This is a genomic window from Escherichia sp. E2562 (assembly GCF_005781075.1).
In the GTDB taxonomy this organism is placed as follows: domain Bacteria; phylum Pseudomonadota; class Gammaproteobacteria; order Enterobacterales; family Enterobacteriaceae; genus Escherichia.
This window is the reverse complement of the sequence record NZ_VATM01000042.1, coordinates 1-1,146: the sequence shown is the minus strand read 5'-3', so window position 1 is coordinate 1,146 and position 1,146 is coordinate 1. Positions and strand designations below refer to the sequence as shown.

At 52.0% G+C, this 1,146-nt stretch carries 1 protein-coding gene and 1 pseudogene; both read right to left on the bottom strand.

The features are described from left to right. The coding region (locus FEK43_RS22675) for a DnaB-like helicase C-terminal domain-containing protein (RefSeq protein ID WP_276608466.1) at window positions 1–698 on the bottom strand (698 nt) is incomplete at its 3' end. Next, window positions 695–1,146, bottom strand: a pseudogene (locus tag FEK43_RS22670) (replication of DNA); the annotation flags it as partial. The gene FEK43_RS22675 and the pseudogene FEK43_RS22670, both read right to left, overlap by 4 nt.

Genomic DNA, 1,146 nt, shown 5'->3' with positions numbered 1-1,146 from the left:
ATTTCCATCGAGAAAATCAATACTCCGCGCCGGACGTCAGAACCAGGAATAACGCGACTTGCAACGCCTTCGGCAATCTTCAGCGCCAGCTCGGTTTTCCCCATACCCGGACGAGCAGCGATAATCACCAGGTCTTCCGCGTTCATCCCTCCGGTGATGGCGTCAAGTTCTTCGATTCCGGTCTTCAGGGTATCTGATTCCTCTCCGTTCCTCAGACGCCTGTCAAGCGTGTCAGTGTAGTCAGTGATGATTTCCCCTAACCGTACAGGTTTAACCTCGTCACGGGGCTTTCTGATAGCTGAGAGACGTTTTACAAGTTCATCCATCGCCTGACTCGATACGTCGATGGTTCCGCTCTGAATTGGTTCACGCATTTCATCCATGATTTCCAGCACCAGACGGCGGTGATAGTTATCCGCGACCATTCCGGCATATCCCTTCAGGTTTGCGGCACTCGGGCAGTTTTTGCTGGTCATCAGGATTGACGTGAAATGCTCCTCTCCGCACGCCTCGGCAACCATCAGCGCGTCGATTAGGTTTCTGTTTCGCGCCTGCTTGCGGATAACCTCGAAGGCTTTCCGGTAGAGCGGAATTGAAAACGCTTCCGGCTCAAGCGTTGCCAGAACGTCACTGGCAGTTGGTGTTAATCCACCAATCAGCAGTCCACCGATAACGCTCGCTTCGATATCCTGTTTCATGCAATCCCCCTGTCTGCAAACTTCCCTTCCCGTACTCCCGTTAACGAATCTTCCCTCAGCAGGTAATCAAAATCGGCCGTCCAGCCCGTGTCGTTATCTCCGAAGTAAAACGGCTTGGCCTGATGCACAAACGCCCTGACATACGCTCTGAAACCGTCCACGTTTGGCGTTTTCAGTTGCGGGATGATTTTCTTCAGGCGGCGTTTGCGTTTCTCGTTGACCGCAACAGCGTGTGGCAGTCTGTCACCGACTTCGGTGTTGTAGGCGTTCAGGAAGGATTCGTAGTCGATTCGTTCTGCCTTGCGACGTTCAGGTTTAACCTGCCCATCGCCGCCCCCGTTAGGGGGTAAGGGGGTATTTGTATTTATTGTCTTTTGTATATTGTCTTTTGTGTTTAGCTGACTTGGCTTATACCCATTAGCCGACTCGGCTAATGTTTTATTAGCTG